At 55.2% G+C, this 15,132-nt stretch carries 15 protein-coding genes and 2 tRNA genes; 6 read left to right on the top strand and 11 right to left on the bottom strand.

Annotation, left to right across the window (positions count from 1 at the left end; translation table 11 throughout):
- The first annotated feature begins 571 nt into the window (after window positions 1-571).
- Entirely contained in the window at window positions 572-979 is a 408-nt protein-coding gene (locus IPI56_03080) for a hypothetical protein (GenBank protein ID MBK7544725.1), read from the top strand.
- Window positions 980-1,151: 172 nt separating this feature from the next.
- On the opposite strand, the gene IPI56_03075 is transcribed toward IPI56_03080, so the two are convergent.
- From IPI56_03075 to IPI56_03060, 4 genes are all read right to left on the bottom strand, one after another.
- Window positions 1,152-3,362: a CHAT domain-containing protein gene (locus IPI56_03075; protein MBK7544724.1), complete on the bottom strand. Its 2,211-nt coding sequence runs from the start codon at window positions 3,360-3,362 to the stop codon at window positions 1,152-1,154.
- Between the two features lie 145 nt (window positions 3,363-3,507).
- On the bottom strand, window positions 3,508-6,048 hold the full coding sequence (locus IPI56_03070) for a DEAD/DEAH box helicase (GenBank protein MBK7544723.1): 2,541 nt from the start codon (window positions 6,046-6,048) through the stop codon (window positions 3,508-3,510).
- Window positions 6,020-7,006, bottom strand: coding sequence for a DUF1837 domain-containing protein (locus IPI56_03065; GenBank protein MBK7544722.1), 987 nt, complete (start codon window positions 7,004-7,006; stop codon window positions 6,020-6,022). The genes IPI56_03070 and IPI56_03065 overlap by 29 nt, the downstream gene beginning before the upstream one ends.
- Before the next feature lie 24 nt (window positions 7,007-7,030).
- A complete protein-coding gene (locus IPI56_03060) occupies window positions 7,031-7,252 on the bottom strand; it encodes a helix-turn-helix transcriptional regulator (protein ID MBK7544721.1) in 222 nt (73 codons plus the stop codon).
- A gap of 119 nt (window positions 7,253-7,371) precedes the next feature.
- Here IPI56_03060 and IPI56_03055 point away from each other — a divergent pair, with 119 nt between their 5' ends.
- The 3 genes from IPI56_03055 (at window position 7,372) to IPI56_03045 (ending at window position 9,551) form a co-directional block, all read left to right on the top strand.
- On the top strand, window positions 7,372-7,524 hold the full coding sequence (locus IPI56_03055) for a hypothetical protein (protein MBK7544720.1): 153 nt from the start codon (window positions 7,372-7,374) through the stop codon (window positions 7,522-7,524).
- A 994-nt stretch (window positions 7,525-8,518) separates the two neighbouring features.
- Window positions 8,519-8,821, top strand: a complete 303-nt coding sequence (locus IPI56_03050; GenBank protein MBK7544719.1) for a hypothetical protein — start codon at window positions 8,519-8,521, stop codon at window positions 8,819-8,821.
- Between the two features lie 427 nt (window positions 8,822-9,248).
- Window positions 9,249-9,551 carry a hypothetical protein gene (locus tag IPI56_03045; GenBank protein MBK7544718.1) on the top strand — a complete coding sequence of 101 codons (303 nt, stop codon included), beginning with the start codon at window positions 9,249-9,251 and terminating at the stop codon, window positions 9,549-9,551.
- Between the two features lie 400 nt (window positions 9,552-9,951).
- On the opposite strand, the gene IPI56_03040 is transcribed toward IPI56_03045, so the two are convergent.
- Window positions 9,952-10,179, bottom strand: a complete 228-nt coding sequence (locus tag IPI56_03040; protein ID MBK7544717.1) for a helix-turn-helix transcriptional regulator — start codon at window positions 10,177-10,179, stop codon at window positions 9,952-9,954.
- Window positions 10,180-10,263: 84 nt separating this feature from the next.
- Here IPI56_03040 and IPI56_03035 point away from each other — a divergent pair, with 84 nt between their 5' ends.
- Window positions 10,264-11,859, top strand: coding sequence for a recombinase family protein (locus tag IPI56_03035; protein MBK7544716.1), 1,596 nt, complete (start codon window positions 10,264-10,266; stop codon window positions 11,857-11,859).
- On the opposite strand, the gene IPI56_03030 is transcribed toward IPI56_03035, so the two are convergent.
- The 5 genes from IPI56_03030 to IPI56_03010 all read right to left on the bottom strand — a co-directional run bounded on the left by IPI56_03030 (window position 11,838) and on the right by IPI56_03010 (window position 13,682).
- Window positions 11,838-11,927, bottom strand: a tRNA-Ser gene (locus IPI56_03030). The genes IPI56_03035 and IPI56_03030 overlap by 22 nt on opposite strands.
- A 155-nt stretch (window positions 11,928-12,082) precedes the next feature.
- Complete coding sequence (gene smpB, locus IPI56_03025; GenBank protein MBK7544715.1) at window positions 12,083-12,541, bottom strand: SsrA-binding protein SmpB; 459 nt, start codon at window positions 12,539-12,541, stop codon at window positions 12,083-12,085.
- A 21-nt stretch (window positions 12,542-12,562) separates the two neighbouring features.
- Window positions 12,563-12,646: transfer RNA gene (locus tag IPI56_03020), tRNA-Leu, on the bottom strand.
- A gap of 16 nt (window positions 12,647-12,662) precedes the next feature.
- On the bottom strand, window positions 12,663-13,091 hold the full coding sequence (locus IPI56_03015) for a tetratricopeptide repeat protein (protein ID MBK7544714.1): 429 nt from the start codon (window positions 13,089-13,091) through the stop codon (window positions 12,663-12,665).
- Between the two features lie 15 nt (window positions 13,092-13,106).
- The gene (locus tag IPI56_03010; protein ID MBK7544713.1) at window positions 13,107-13,682 is read right to left on the bottom strand and encodes a DUF4398 domain-containing protein; all 576 of its coding nucleotides are present in this window, start codon (window positions 13,680-13,682) and stop codon (window positions 13,107-13,109) included.
- A 103-nt stretch (window positions 13,683-13,785) separates the two neighbouring features.
- Here IPI56_03010 and IPI56_03005 point away from each other — a divergent pair, with 103 nt between their 5' ends.
- Entirely contained in the window at window positions 13,786-14,706 is a 921-nt protein-coding gene (locus tag IPI56_03005; GenBank protein ID MBK7544712.1) for an NAD-dependent epimerase/dehydratase family protein, read from the top strand.
- Here the strand turns inward: IPI56_03005 and IPI56_03000 are convergent.
- A complete protein-coding gene (locus IPI56_03000) occupies window positions 14,703-15,029 on the bottom strand; it encodes a hypothetical protein (protein ID MBK7544711.1) in 327 nt (108 codons plus the stop codon). The two genes, IPI56_03005 and IPI56_03000, sit on opposite strands and share 4 nt — an antisense overlap.
- Between the last annotated feature and the right edge of the window lie 103 nt (window positions 15,030-15,132).

The raw sequence follows: 15,132 nt of genomic DNA, 5'->3' as shown, positions 1-15,132 counted from the left end.
TCCGCCCGGCCGTCGGCCGCCACAAACCGGCGGCTTCATACTGCGGCTTTTCCTTCGGGTCCGCCTCCGGCGGCCTCCAGATGGAAAAGGGACCGTCTCTCGGATTGGGTCTTGGGTCCCATTGCGCCGCAGAAGGCACGGACTCCATGCCCGTGGGCCCCAAGGCACAATCAGCCGCGACCTTTAAAGGTTTCACGGCCGGAGTCATGGCCGTGTTCCCGATTTGTGGGAATCCTTTCCGGGGGGGAAACTCCCGGAGAGGACGCCCGGTAGCCCGGTCGATCCTGATATTGCGCTTTCCGTCCTGTGTCTTTTCAGTTTAACAACGGCCTGAGGTGGTCACGTCAAGGGCTCCGGCCCAGGCATAAAAGAAACGGCCTTCGGCCATTTATTCCTGGCCGGACCCTCTACGGTCGCTTCGCTCCACTTCGCGCCGGGGCTCGATGGTGCGGGGCCTAAGGTGAGGCCCGTCCCCTTCCTTCGATCCAACCCCTCCCGGCGTGACGGACCTCCCAGGCTCGTTGTTCCTTTTCTCCCAAACACCGCGGAAAGCGGCTTAAGGAGGAAACACATGCACACGCAAAAGCAGGGATTGTTCAGTGACGCGCCGGTCATCAGCCGATACACTCGCGCCCAGGCCATTGAGGATGGGTTCTTGGTTGACGTGTCTGATTCGTCGGAATACAAGGAGCTTCGGTTCCGCTTCCCCATCGCGCTCACTCGGGCGGTGTGGGATCGGTATGTCGAGGTCCCGGCAGGTGTCCCCTGTCAGGATTCCAAGGGGCGGCTGTTTGATCTTCTGTTCATGTTACGCCACGCCATCCGCCAGTCCGATGGCGGGGATTACATCCGCTTCAGTCTCCACGTCCGCAACGATAACAAGGCAGGCACGCCGCCGCTCGTCACGCTCAAGGCCCTCTGCGGCCCCGGCGATGATGCGGAGGCAGTCATTACCGTCCTAGAACTTGATGAAGATTAGCGGCAAAAGGGCGGGTCTCCCAGATCATCGGGAGGCCCGCCCCTATTTTTGGACTCCAAGGAGTGGGATTCTAAGCGGTGTAGGGGACGTTGTCAATTTAATTGAGGTGAAGGGGTGGGGATAAGTTTCTAAGTTGACAACGTCCCCTACGCGCCTAGGTTCAATGCCACAATCATTCGCGAACTTGTGATGAATCATACCCGGAGTTCTGTTCTATATTGAGCTTGTTGCTCCATGAGTCAAATGGGATTAGATCAGCTCTTCCCCATATGCTGAAGAAAAGGCCCTCTGGTAAGAATTCGTTCTTATCCAGCACATCTTTGACCCGGGGCCTCGATTCCACTGGAAAACATCTGGAGACCGATTCTGATAGTTCCTTATACGCGGCAACACGGGTCAGGGGATTCATCGCCTTTCCAAGCCAAGGCGCTTTTTTTTCATAATCCATCTTGGGGATCAAATAGGAAAGCTTATTGCTGTCGAGGATTCTATGGATCATGTCCTCGAAAAGTGAAGTTCTGAGGTTGTGGCTGACGAAATCTAGCCAATTATGATGGATCTTTGTTTTTGCTGCCGTCGAAAGATTGATGAGTATTCGATTACATAACAAAAAGGCACTATTGATTGAAATCGGAAGAATTGTTGTTACCACGGACATGGCCCCAGCTTCGAAAAATGCCTGGGGAATGGGGTTGAGATAACCGAACAGTGGGGCCATTTCACAGGCGAACAGCACAACGAGCGGGGCAGACAGGCCGTTATCAATAATCTCTTGACCGGATATCTCAACCCCATCCATTAAGAGAACGGAGTCCGACCTGTCTTTCCTTGATGATCCATGGGAGAAGTAAATGATTAGGTCCCAATCAGATTCGTTTGCCACCTGCTTGAGATGCTCCATGCTTCTGCAAGTTTCAAACCTCACACCACTGGATTCGTGCGTCCGTTTGATATTCTGAAATGCGCGTAAGATTTCATCGTCCCCTGGCGAAAGGCACACGACAAGAGTCTTTTTTAAAATCTCGGAAGGAATTGAAAAGAAAACTTGGCTGTTTACTGCGAACTGAGTCATAACGGTGGCGCCTGGATTTTCCGGCAACCTACATACGTCATTCTTAAACCCCAATGGAACTCCGTCAATCATCAACCACTCAATTGGCAAATCACTTATCACGACCATCTGTCTTTTGGCCTGCCTGAGAATATCCAAGTATTCAGATGGGATCGATTCCGCCAATTTCTCACCAAGCTTTGAAATGTTTTCAAAAACGCCTTTGGGCGAATAATTCCGTCGAAACTCCCGAGGTTCAAAAGGGGCCAAACAGTCATAGATTGAGGCTCCTTTGGCCGGAACCCGGAGAGAGGGAGAACATCTAAACCCTGAATGAAGGAACTGCATGTTATCGAGGAATGCAAGATGTTTGCTCCTCTCTCGAATAATCAAGCCAGAGATGGATTCTAGCTCTTGGTCAAAATACCACAGATAGTCTTTTGATTGCTCGATTTTAAAGCCACGCATTAGTTTGAAAATTTCTGGCTTGGCTTTGGCAGGGATCTCGTTTCGAATGCGCCGCAATTTGATCGACTCTTCACGACGATTAATAAATGGAAAGGTCAGGATTAGGGGGGGAGACTCTTGGTTTATAACCCAATGATTGATGTCTAGCTTTTTGACAGATCTTATCGCCGCCCTAATCCGTCGATGATGTTCAACCTTTTTAGGTAAATGGGTAGCGTTCCAGCCCCACCCCTTTATCTGGGCAATGTTTAAGTAATTTGGATAGCATGGCGCGAAGTCATAAAACATTTTCTGATCGCCGCGTTTAATCAACTCAGATTGCGCTGTCATTCTTGCAATTATTTCATCAGGGAATGGGTCCCCCATCAGTTCCCCACACATTCTTAGGGCCATTGGAAGATGTCGTCGTATTTCATCTGCGACAACAATTGGATCGAAATCTAAAAATTTATCATTGCAGACAGGATCAGCCTTTAGTTCTTTAGCCACATTATCATCAAATGCGGTAATAAAGGTTTTACGAAACATCTTCGCTAGATGCTGAAAAACCTCTTTTTTATGTGTGTCTACGATCAGTATGCCTATCGGATGGTGGTTCTCAATCTGGTTTTCAACACAATCAGCCACATTTTCATCATAGATAACGCCGAAGTCATGCCCGCCAGTATTGGCAAGTTGAGATATCATCTTGAAGGCAACGGTGGGATTGACCAAGGAAAGTAAATTCTGAGGAAATGCGCCTAAAGTTAATAGCCATCTGTCGGAGAGGAAAGGGGGGCGCCAAGTATTTGGAACACGGGGACCAATATACCGGTATGGGATGCGGAGAATCGATCGGCCCATAAAATGGCCCATTTTTTTCATATGCGTCCTTCCAAGCTATTTTCTAGATTTTCTTGGAGATCTTCGGCCTGTCAACTCATCTCGGGAGGCCCGTACCGTTTTTTGGACTCCAAGGGGATAGGTAGCCACAATTCTCACTTCGTCGCCGCTTGACTAATGGGGAGCATTACAACAAAGCGCTGCGGGCCTTTTTTAACTCCGCAATGACGATCGGGGAGAGATCTAGGCTGTCACAATCTAATTGTTTGAGCCATGCGATGGCGGCATCCCTATCCATGTTATGTTGCGGAATAAGCTCAGAAATAGAAATTGCTGTTTGACGAGAGAGGCCTATTCCCATCAGAGAAATCTGGGTTTGCTGAGACGCACCAAATTCGAGCCAGATATTCAGATCTGGAATTTGTCCTAAATGGGCGGCATGTCCAGTTGTTCGGAAATAGAAGCGCAGGATGTCAACATAGCATGCCGAATATTTCACAAATTTAAACCTCGCGAACTCCTCCACGTCACGCATTGAGTCTCGAATAATCACCGGCACTGTCTTCTTCTTCTCGGGATGCTTTCCCCAATACTTGATATTGTCGGCAATGATTCTTGACAGCGGATAACCACGCATCCAGTTAATTGCCAATACCGCAAAATATGGACTGAGCTGCGTGGGGTCCCCAGACAGGTGGGTGCAAATGCGGTTAAGAAGGCGAACATAGGAGGTAAAAGCATCGTCGCTTTCAGGAAGGGTGGGGATAAGCTCCGTGGCTTGATCGTCATATTCCAGAAAGTATTTGAGAAGGCTTTGTTGACCCAATGGATTTACCCCAGGGTTGCGAGTAAGGATTTCTATCGGCAAAGTGACTTTGTCACTTACGGATTTTAGGCTGGCGTCAATCTGTTGCAAGATAGCCAGATCGCACTCGGGGGCAGAGGGGCCTTTGCTAATAGACCCATGGCGAGAGTGTTGAAGGAAGAGGTATGCGAGAGTATGCTCAAGCTCAGCTTTACTCGGCCCCCCTTTCATCGTCTTTCCGGAGTCAATGAAATTTATAAGTGATGTGGCTTGAGAAGTCACTTTATCCAGTGTCCTCTCTATTTTGTATCGGACGCGTTTTTGTGGCGGTGGTTCTTCCCAGTTATCAGGATCAACACAGATAATATTTCCCTGGAATTCCTTGCCGAGCCTTCCCGCTCTCCCCGCCATATTCCAGAAATCAATTTCACTCATAGGTCTGCCTGGCCCCTTGGTTGGGCGGCGAACAAATATTGAGCGGGCAGGGAGGTTCACCCCCTCAATGAGTGTTGATGTGCAAACCAAGTATCGTATCTTGCCCTCCTTAAATAGTCGCTCGATCTCAGTGCGAATTAAAAGAGGGATATTGCCGTAATGGAAAGCAACGCCACGAGCCAGAGTGCTTACTAGCGCATACTTTGGATGAATGGTCTTGGCAACTAGATCTATTAAGTCCGATATTCCCGAGTCTATAACATCTTCTAAAATTGAATTGGCCAGCAAGATTGCCATCTTTTCGGCATCTGCTTGTCCACTAGCATAAATTAAAGTTCCGCCACTGGCGTCAGACATGGCCTGGGCGATAAAGGCCAACCTTTTCCGAGGGTCAGTCGGACGCTGTTCTAACGAAATTGTCCCAAGCAATGACTTTCCATCATGCACACAAAGCTCTGCGGTCCATTGTTTGGGGTCACGGGGAACCTGCGAGACCCATATGAGATTTTGATTCACGGTGACTAATTCTGAAATTACTCGGACGCCAGTTTTTCCTGTGTGGCGAAATAACATTTCTGGATTGCTAGACATGGGACTAGAGAATATAACCTTGCAGCTCGTCCATCTTGAAGTGGCCAATTCAATCGCTTGCTGTAAAAGAACCCCACGGGCACCATCGCCGACCTTTTGTGCTTCGTCAATAATGAGTAGGTCAAGTTTAAACTCGTCCGGAGCATCATTCATTAGCCACTGAAGTCTTTCCTGGGTGTAGACAAGAATATTCGATTGTTGATCCCAGTTCGGTGGAAGCTGAGGGACAGAGGTGATTATCGGTTTAATAGATGAATCAGAGAAAATGGATTGTAAGTCCGTCTCGACCTGTTGTATGAGTGCCCTGGTGGGAACCACAAATACGATGTTCTTTTTCCCAGAGTCAGTTACATACTCTCTCACATGATTTTCGAGGATAAACGATTTTCCAGCGGACGTTGGCGCTGATATGCTGACGCATTCTGCCGACTCAAGGGCATTATGGACGTCTTTTTGAAACCGATTGAGATGAATTACTTTGTCACCGCGATAAACCGAAAATTCGGCGGCCCGTTTAAATACATCAAGGCGTAGGGGGGCTGGAACTCGCTCCATAAAACCCTCGTCTAGGAGGTTTTTTTCTATCGCAAGCTTAATAGATGGACTATTGGTCAATAAATCCAAAACGATTGCTGCGGCCACGCGGTGGTTAGTTCCATTTGTTGTGGAGTTGAGACAATGGTGAGCGATACGGAGTGCCGTCGCTTGTGGTCGCTCTTTGGGAGCCTGAGCCATTAGGCTTGCTGTGAGGAGTAAGTGTTGCCAATCATGTGATACTGGCTGGGCATCGGCTGGGGGTTTCAGATTTGCAAAGCTCCCACGCACCGACTCAAGGGTCAGTGCATGCATTTGACGACGGAAGCCCGGGCTATTTAGAAGGCGATCTTGGAGGCTCACGCGTCCCTATCTCCTCAGCAAAGGCGTCACGAAATTCCTGAACGGACGGAAACGGGACGAAAAAAACTTCGAGAGAAAAGGAGGCAAGGGAGGCAGAGATTGCTTGCTCTTTTAGAAAGGCAATTTGATCGGCAAGACCCGTTTTTATTTCCGCACAAACAACCTCTTCAGTCTTTGAATTCGGAGTATTGGGATATGCCTTGTGATCGAATCCAATGAGGCAGGCGCCCCGGTACTCAAGTTTCTTATACATAGGATCGTCAGGGTCAAGATACTTGAATAGGGCGGTCTCAAGTGCCGGGTCACTTAGGTCCAGGTTGTCCCGCATGAGCTGAAGGTCCCTTTCGCGTGGATCGCCCGAGCCTCCTTTCGGAACAAGGAAAGGTTGGATACTAGAAATGCAGGCAGATATCGCGGCATTCACGTCTTTATAGAGCTTCGATTCCCCCCAATAGAGCGCGAGATTATTTGTGTCCTTATCCACGGATGCATGGATGCCATCAATACCGTGGTAGTGGACTTCTGAATTTGTCTTTAGTGGCATCTTACACATCACTTGTGGGAGTTGAAGAAAATATTCGACCAGAAGATACAAGAGCAGCTCACCACCCTCCCCACTTTTCTCCAAGCTAGAGAAAAGTGAGGCGGCTTTCTTTTGAAGCTCGGCAACTTTTGCTGCTGATCCTGTCTTGGTCAAGTGTTCTTTCGCACGATCGATCTCTTTTCTGGGGATGGAATAATCGATGATTTTAAAAGAAAGGAACTTGGCCAAATCTTTAATCCGGGGGAATTTCTGACCGTCCAGTGCGATGGTATGGCAATGAATATTGGCCTTTGTGCCGGCTAACGGTAGGGATGTTTCGATGTTTGTGAGATAGGCCTTTATGTCTTCAGGTGTTCCTCGAACTAGTTTATCAAAGGCTTCTTTGAGTCCGGGGGAAAGGGTGGTAGTGGTCATGTGATAACCTGAGAATAAGGTCTTTTATCCAATGAAGTGTTCTAAAGGCTTCTTATAAATTCTTGCCAGCGTTTTAAGCTGGACTACGTCAACCCGGCGCTGCCCAGATTCGAGTTTTGACACATAAGACTGGGTACGCTTCAACAGTCGGGCGACATCCTGTTGTTGAAGTCCCGCAGCTTCCCGTGCCTTCTTAAGCCGGGCGATCAATCCTTTATGTTCCCGCGAATAGATAGTCTTTTTCATAGTGTTCTGATAAGATAGTTTCCATAATGTCATATGCCAAATTGGAATGTAATAAGGGTTTTACCGAGGAGGCTAAAATGTCTTTGAGCGACGAGCAGCGGGCAGTTGGGCGAGAGGGCATGATTCAGACAGGAGGCTTGGAAGTCTCCGTCATCATCCGGGACGTGCGTCCGAAGCCAAACGCGGTGGACTACCTCATCGAACCCACGGCTGGACATGGGAAAACATGGATCGATGGTCATCAGGTCAAAATCGTTGGTTGGTCGGAATAATCGCGCCCGCCGCCGGAAGGGGGAATCTCTCCCGGCGGCGGGAAAACCCGGCGGACTTGGCGGCCGAACCTCATGGCCACGCAAGACCGCCTTTAAAGGATGTCCAAAGGCGGGGGGCCTGGCTCCCGCGAGGTGAGCCCAAGCCCCCCAACGACGGACGCCATTTGAAGGAAATCATAAAAGGAAGGGTAAGGCCTATGTGCGCGCGCCCCCCCAAAAGGCCACCGGCCAACGACCCGGCCCCCCGGCCCGGACAGCGGGCCCGCCAACGGCGGGCGGGGGCGTGACCTGCACCGGGCGACGGCGGGTCAAGTCCGGGAGGGCGACACTCTGCGGGGGGGTGGTTTGGTTTGGCCGAAGACCGGAGCGGAAACGAAACAGTCGCCCCGAGGAGGTGCGCCGCGCAAGTTTTTCGTGCGGCGCGCCGGGCGTCCGTCCGCCAGCACAGCGGGCCGAGGTGCGGCGGCGGCGTTCTCTGCCGCCGACGCGGCGAGGGAAGCGGGGCACCGGCCGACGCCGCCCGTTTTTCGTGGCGGCGGCCGGTGCGGTTTTTCTCCGAAGGCCGGAGCGGGTGCCGTCACTCCGCCGGACCGGACGTTTAACCGTCAGCGACGACCGAGCGGCCTGGACCGGCGCACGTCTCTCGTGCCGGGCCGGGCCGCGCCCCCGTCTCTCCCCCGGACGACACAGGGCGGGGGTTTCTGTCCGAGCGCCCGGGCGATGATCCCCTTCCCCCGCCAGCGACACAGCGCCGGGGTTTTCCGGCGGAGCGCCACGGTCGCCCCGCCTTTTCCCCGGCCATGTTCAAGCGCCCGGGTTTTCTTTCCGGGCGCGGGACTCGCTTCTTTCCGGGGGGTGGCTTCTTCTGGTTTTCGCGGCGGGCGGCGTCCATCCGTCGGGAAAACGACACCGGGCGGGATCATCCCCACGCGGCCGGATCACGATCCCCGGTCCCCGATTCACGAAACAGGGCGGGGGTTTTCTCCCGGCGGCGGTGGCTTCCGGTTTTCCAGGGGACGACAGCCGGGGCCGTTATCCCTCCGGCCGGGACAAAGACGAAGCCCGGCGGCGGTGTCCATCCATCCGGCGGGACGACGAGGACGGGCGGCGGGATCATGTCGGCGTGTGGCTGTGGATTCCTTCCCGCCGTGACATGGCGGCGGGTGCTGTCCCCGCCAACGATGACGCCGCCACTCAGGGACGACGACGCGGCGGGATGTCGGATGGACAACGGGACGCGGCGGCGTTGTCCATCCTCTCGTCACACTTCGCCAGTGACGACGATGCGGCGATGTGACCGACGGGAACGCGAGGCGCGGAACGCCGTCCCTTCTCGTCATGGTGATCAGCGAAGACGACGCGGCGCGGTGTGTCCCGCGCTGGAAGGCGGCGGGTATAACCGTCACAAATTCATTATTGAAAGGTGAAGGATGAATTCCCGACGGAAAATTCGGCCCCTCACCCGGCCTTCGGCCACCCTCTCCCAAGGGGCGAGGGAAACGTCCGCCCTCTCCGGCCCCGTCCGGGCACCCTCTCCCGCACGCGGGCGAGGGGAACGGCAACCCAAGGGGCGCTATATGGTCGTGAGTTCATCATCAACCGACAATTTAGAAGGGCGGAGGTAGTATTGCCCGGTTTGACGATAGGTTCCCCAGTAGCTATGTGTTATATTTGGGAAGAGAAGTCGGGCCTTATTTCGCGGGATTTCAAATATCTCGCCATATGTGAAACCCCCCTCGGGGGAAGAAAGGCCCAACGGCGAATCGTCGTTGGGCCTTTCGCTTGTACGGGCGGAGTCGTCCGACAGCGTCCGAGTCGTCGTCCCCGGTCGAAATCCAACCCTCAAAGCGGTCGAATTCTTTCTATTTCCCGCGCTCCGCGCGGCGGTGGCGGAGTCCAACACCATCGGACTTTTACCGTCGAGCGGACGGGCGGAGTCCCCGTCCCGCCCGGTCGTCCTCCCCGCGTCAACCTCCGGGGCGGGACCGTCCACAACGAAGTCCACACCGATGCTCTTTTTCGAATAGCGGACCCTTTCGATCCACTTCCGAACCAAAAGGGATTTCTCGATTCCAACACCGCGCGCACACCCACCCCCAGGAGGAGCCCCCTTCCCTGCCTCCCTTCCCCCGTCTGGGGGGAAGGGACAGCCGGAACCTCTCTCCCGGCCTCTCCCCGTCGGGAAGAGGAGAAAATAAAAAAGGTGTGACCCACGCTGATTCAAAGCCCCAAGCAGGGTCAAAAGCGGGAAAAGCTTTCGCGCCCGGAAACCCAAGGCCCGCTAAGCCACCCCTTTTTCGCGCCCGAAATCCAGAGGCCCGCTTACCCCTTTCATCGGCCCGCCTTCCGGCCCGGCTGAAGAACGGCCCCATTAAAACAGCCGCGCCAACGGGCCACATGGCGGCCCATTGACGCGGCTGTCATGGTTTAATTTTTTGACTTGTGGGGAACGGTCCGCCCGATCAGTTCGTCAATGGAGACGCCCAGGACATCGGCGATTTTGACGAGGGAGGACATGGCGGGATCTTTGGTGAAGCCTTGCTCCACCTTGGTGACGACGATCAGCGAGACGCCCGCCTCTTGGGCGAGCTTTTGTTGCGTCAGGCCGTGGGCCTTCCGCAACCGCTTAAGGCTTTCCGAAAGGCTGGTATTCATCTTGACGGTATAATATAAATTAGAGTATTATCTAATATGTAGTTCATAATAGGCTATTGAGATTCTAACCATTGGAGGCCCGCTATGCAAGCTTTAACCACCCCGACGGAAAATGAACGGAAAATCACCCGTTGCGCCATCTACACCCGCGTAAGCACCGACGCCCAAGCCGAGGTCGAGTTCAATTCTTGCGAGGCCCAAGAGGACCGCATCCGCTCCTTCATCGCCAGCCAGGAGGGGTTTGAAATCTTTAATGTCTATTCCGACCCCGGTTTCACCGGGGCCAACATGAACCGCCCGGCCCTCAAACGGATGATCGATGATATCCGGGCCGGGCAAATCCAGCTTGTCATCACTTACAAGATCGACCGTCTAACCCGCTCCCCCCGCGACTTCTATCAGATGATCGAATTCCTTGAAAAGTATCAGGCTTCTTTCATTTCGGTGACGGAGCGGTTCGACACCTCCACGCCCTCGGGCCGTCTCCTTCGCAACATCATGCTGACCTTCGCTCAGTTCGAGCGGGAGCTCGCTTCCGAGCGCGTGAAAGATAAGGTGATCCAGCGGGTCAAGCGCGGCCTCTATCATGGCGGCCAACCTCCTTATGGATACAAGGCGGAAAACGCCGCCCTCGTCATCGACCCGCCGCGCGACCAGATCGTCAAACAAATCTTTGAAACCTACGTCAAAACCCGCTCCATCCGGGCGATCCTCCGGATGCTTAAGGAAAAGGGGATTCTCTCCCGCCGTGGGAAGCCTTTCGGGGATTCAGCCATTTGGCAAATGTTGAGGAAAAACGTCTACACCGGGAAGATCGTCCATAAGGGGAAAATTCATCCCGGCCAGCACCCGCCCCTTATTTCGGAGGACTTGTTCAACCACGTTCAAAAGCTCATGACCGAATCGCCCCGCTTCCATACGGAAACCCATTCCCACCTTCCTTTCGCCGGGATCATCAAATGCGGGGAATGTGGTTCCGTCATGGGCGTGGCGTTTTCAAGCAAGCTCAAGAAAAACGGGCACAAGTACTACTATTACCGATGTTCGAAGGTGGGACACAGTGGAAAGGACGCTTGCGGCACCCGCCAAATCGGCGCGGAGCGCCTCCATGACGCGGTCTATTCCAACCTCCTACGGATTTCGGAGGACACCGAATATTTGAAAAACTTGGTGAATTCCCATCAAAATCAAACCACTCGCCCCAGGGGGAGTGGTGTTGAACCGCTACCAGATGTTTACAACTTTACCCCCGAATTGCTCCAAAAAAACCTCAAAGCATTTGTAAAGGCATGTGCGCGCACAACCGGAATCGAGAAATCCCTTTTGGTTCGGAAGTGGATCGAAAGGGTCCGCTATTCGAAAAAGAGCATCGGTGTGGACTTCGTTGTGGACGGTCCCGCCCCGGAGGTTGACGCGGGGAGGACGACCGGGCGGGACGGGGACTCCGCCCGTCCGCTCGACGGTAAAAGTCCGATGGTGTTGGACTCCGCCACCGCCGCGCGGAGCGCGGGAAATAGAAAGAATTCGACCGCTTTGAGGGTTGGATTTCGACCGGGGACGACGACTCGGACGCTGTCGGACGACTCCGCCCGTACAAGCGAAAGGCCCAACGACGATTCGCCGTTGGGCCTTTCTTCCCCCGAGGGGGGTTTCACATATGGCGGAGGGAGTGAGATTTGAACTCACGAGGAGCTTGCGCCCCTACCGCATTTCGAGTGCGGCGGATTCAACCGCTCTCCCATCCCTCCAAAAATTGGCACGCTAATAACGTGCGGCGGATTGTTTGCCTCGGCCCGAAAATGTCGGGCCAGGAGGCAAACCCGGGGTCTGTCGACCCGCGCCAAACGTGTGCCACTGGCACACGGCGCCCGCTCTCCCATCCCTCCGCGGGATGCCCCAAAAATTAAACCCGGTGTTTCCCCGAAAACTGCCGCCGCATTTCCCGCGACAGGTCCTTTCGCTTGAGGTCCTCGCGTTGGTCCGGGGCGTTTTTCCCCTTGGCGAGGCCGAGCTTCACCTTCGCGAAACCCGTTTTTGAAAAATAGACTTCCAACGGCACCAGGGTCAAGCCTTTGGTCGTCAACTTCCCCAAGATCCGTCCGATCTCGGTTTTGTGGAGGAGGATCTTCCGCTTGCGCGTGGGTTCCTGGGTCACGTGCAGGGAACCCGCCCGGTACGGGTTGATGTGCACGTTCCAAAGGAAGATCTCGCCGTTCTCCACACGACCGAACCCGTCCTCCAGATGAAGCTCTCCGGCGCGGACCGATTTGACTTCCGGCCCCGTCAGCGCGAGGCCGCCGTCAAACGTTTCCAGAATGGCGTATTTGTGGTGCGCCCGCCGGTTGCGGGCGACGGTCGTCACGTTCGGAGGGGATCCTCACACTGCGCGGGACAGGATTTGAACCTGCACAGCCTTGCGGCCATAAGCTCCTGAGGCTTACGTGTCTGCCAATTCCACCACCCGCGCGGTGTGAGGACCCCTTTCATTCCGAAGAAACCGTCTGGTCTTTCAAGCGGGCCAAGGCCTCCGTCGCGGCGGTATGCGACGGGTCCGCCAAAACCGCGGCCCGGTATTCGTTCGCGGCCTCGTCCAGCCGGCCGCGTTTTTCCTGCAGGCGGCCCAATCCCCAATAGGCGGGGGCACAGCGGCCGTCCCTCTTGAGGGCGCGTCGGAAATAGCCCCGGGCCCGGGCTCGTCGTCCGCGATTCAGGGCCGCTTCGCCCAAAACGACATAGGCCGGTGCGGAAGGCCCCTGGGCTTTCAAGGCCGCCCGGGCGGCCCGCTCCGCCGTCCGGTGATCCCCCCGGGCCAGGGCGTCCTCCGCGGCGGCCAACGTGGCCGGAACGGCGGCGACCACCGGGGCGCTCGCCGCCCAAACCCCCGCGAGGAAAACGATGGCGCTCTTTTTCATGGGGGCGAGGAAACCCTACCGCTTCTTTTTCACGGCGGCCAGAGCGGCCTTGGCCTTTTCGGCCACCGTCGCGGCGAGCTCATCGACGCGGGTCGTGAATTCCTCGGATCGCCGCGCGACGTTCGCGAAGTTTTCCTTCAAATTGTCTTCTTTCACGGTGGTCCAAGCGTCGTCGAACGATTTGAGGGCGTCGTTGATGTCCTTGGCCGCCGCCCCTTTCACCTTCGCGGCGCTTTCCTTGATGGTCTTCAGCTTTTCCTCGACGCTCACAATCAGTTGGCCGGATTGCTCTTTGGCCGCTTCCTTGCCGGCCGTCACGGCGGCGGCGGCTTCCTCGGCTTTGGTCCGGGACAGGATCGCGGCCTCCCGCGCGGCCTTGTAATTCTTGGCTTCGATTTTGGCCTGGGCGTCGGCGAAGGCCTCCCGCGCGGCGGCGAATTCCACATCGGCGTACTCCGCGGCGCCGGCCTGCTCGGCGGCGTTCAAAGCGTTCTCGGCGTCCGCCATTTCCATCTTGGGCGGCTTCGCGCAGGCCGCCAACAACGACAAAAGAGCCAATCCCAATACCTTGTTCTTCGCGTCCAACAACATGAAAGACCTCCGTGGGGATGAGAAATGAATCCGATGGTGCGATGGGAGGCTATTATGGAATTCCCTTGGCTCCCTGTCAATTTCCTTTGTAGAATTCCTCCCTATGAAAAAACGTTTTTTGGTCACCGGCGCGGGCGGCTTGATCGGCGCCAACTTGGCCCTCCACCTGGAGGCCCAGGGGCACGAGGTCCACGCGTTGGACCACTTCGCGGTTGGCACGCGCGACAATCTGGCGGCGTTCCGCGGGGTCGTGCACGCCGGCGACATCCGCGATTTCGATTACGCCCCCCTGGGCCGGTTGGACGGGATCTTCCACCAGGCGGCCATCACCGACACGACGGTGATGGACGAAAAGCTCATGCGATCCGTCAACGTCGAGGCGTTCGTCCGGCTCTTGGAATTCGCCCGGATTTCGGGTTGTCCCAAGGTGGTCTACGCCTCGAGCGCGGCGACCTACGGCAAAGGCCCCCCCCCCCACCGCGAGGACACCCCCCCTCAACCGGCCAACATTTACGGCGTGAGCAAAGCGGAAATGGAAGTGGCCGCCCGCCGCTTCACGGACGCCCACCCCGCGGTCAAAGCCGTGGGGTTGCGGTATTTCAATGTTTACGGCCCTTTGGAATTTCACAAACAATCCGCCGCCAGCATGGTCTACCAGTTGTACCGGCAAATCGCATCGGGCAAAGGCCCCCGGGTCTTCAAATGGGGCGAACAGTACAGGGATTTTATTTACGTGAAGGACGTGGTGGCGGCCAATGAGGCGTCTTATCAACACCCCGACAACGGCGTCTTCAACGTCGGGACGGGCCGGGGGACGACGTTTAACGAAGTGATCGGGTGGATCAACAAAGCGTTTAACCGCCAATTAGCGACGGAATATTTCGACAACCCCTACGGGTTCTACCAGGACGCCACCCAAGCCGACACCACGCGGTCGTCCACTGTTTTGGGCTGGAAAGCCGCGCACACCCCCGAGGCCGGCGTCGCCGACTACGTCGCCTGGCTCCAATCCCGAAACAACTAGCTTTCCCGCCGAACCACCAGTCCCTGGTGGCGGATAATGTGGACAGTGGTCACCCACTCCATTAAGATCAAAAAGAGAGCCGCGGCCATGTAGGCGGTAAATTGGCTCCAGCCGGCGTACAGGACCAGCGTAAGTCCCGTAAAAAGGACCACGACCGACAACCCGAAGGCAATCAAGGTCAAACGCCATTTCCTTTTGAGGAAAATCATCGCCCCGCAACAGGCACAATAAATGCATTGGAAGGGGGTGACGATGCTGAGAACGTCCGTGAAAGAGACGACCCCGGCGCATTTGGGGCACTTGCCGTTGGGGAACAGTATCATGGCCGCATTACCTCGATGGGGTGACTTTTCTCGTGACCTCTTACTAATTAGGGTAACCCCCGAATCCCATTCGTTCAAGGGGCAGACCCATTTGACCCGAGCT

The sequence above is a fragment of the Elusimicrobiota bacterium genome, assembly GCA_016706425.1.
In the GTDB taxonomy this organism is placed as follows: Bacteria; Elusimicrobiota; Elusimicrobia; order FEN-1173; family FEN-1173; genus JADJJR01.
This window is presented reverse-complemented; position numbering and strand designations above follow the sequence as displayed.